This is a genomic window from Planktotalea frisia (genome assembly GCF_001890925.1).
Classification (GTDB): domain Bacteria; phylum Pseudomonadota; class Alphaproteobacteria; order Rhodobacterales; family Rhodobacteraceae; genus Planktotalea; species Planktotalea frisia.
Genome location: NZ_MLCB01000109.1, coordinates 1 through 1,033 on the forward strand (window position 1 = coordinate 1; position 1,033 = coordinate 1,033).

General features: G+C 51.2%; 1 protein-coding gene. It reads right to left on the bottom strand.

What is annotated here, in order from left to right; all coding sequences use genetic code 11:
* Window positions 1-1,033 (bottom strand): hypothetical protein (locus tag PFRI_RS21340; RefSeq protein WP_084649639.1); only part of this gene is annotated, 1,033 nt, incomplete at both ends.

Below are 1,033 nucleotides of genomic sequence, written 5' to 3' on the forward strand. Positions count from 1 at the left end.
AATGCTGCATGATCCGAGCCTGCTAACTTAGCAAGTGCGTAGGTCGGCTTAACCCCAGCCGTTTGGTCACTATCAGTAGTGGTCAGTGTGCCAATCACCGGAGAGCTTGCAGCTTCACTTATGGCGCTTGAATTCAGCGCGATGTTTGTTGGAGCTTTGTTACTCGCCGCTGTATTCACCACATTGCTATCTGTGAAAGTGATACTGCTGCCGCCCGATCCCGCACTACTGACCTCAGCCGCAGCCGCAGTCTTGACCTGATCTGCCAAAACTTGAGTTGTAGAGAAAATATTCTTTGACGCATCTGAGGTGAGATCAGACACCGTAGCAATCTTTGTGTTCACATTTTCAATTGCCGTTGCTGTGTCATCAGCCAAGGCATCAAAAGCCGTTGTGTTTACTCCAGAGGTGGCAGCCATCTCTGTTTTGGCCTGCGTTTTGATAAGCGCCAGGTCCGCCGTATTTGTCAGGTCTAGCGAGCCGCTAGCAGCCGCTTTGGTCTTAACCACCTCAACAATGGAATTGAGTGCAGCCGTATAAGCTGCGGCCTCCGTAGCCCCTGCACCTTCAGCGGCAGACGCAAAGGCATTCACAACACTCATGATTTGCTGGCTCGCCTTTTCCACTGCAAGCGCATCACTTGCACTAACCCCATCAGCAAAAGGATTAAACGTCAGTGGATCAACACCATCAGGCAGCCCCAAAACGCTAGCAACTTGCGCAGCCGTTAAATTGCCCTCTTCCATTAATGTGGTTGTGGGAGTGACAACCGACGCACCCTGAGGCGCTTTCAAAGTAATGCCCGAGAGAACGGTTCCAGATGAAGCATCAATGGTGCTCTCATCCGTCACGGCAATAACTGTATAGCTCGCCTGAGATGGCGTTATGCTGAAGTTGCCATCAGCGTCAGTGAGCACTGTAGAACTATCTACAACACCATCACCGTCATAATCCAAACCAACCAGAGCATTGCTCAATGGCCCCTTAACAACATTGCCCGAGAACGATAGCGACTGATACCCACCGCCACCTG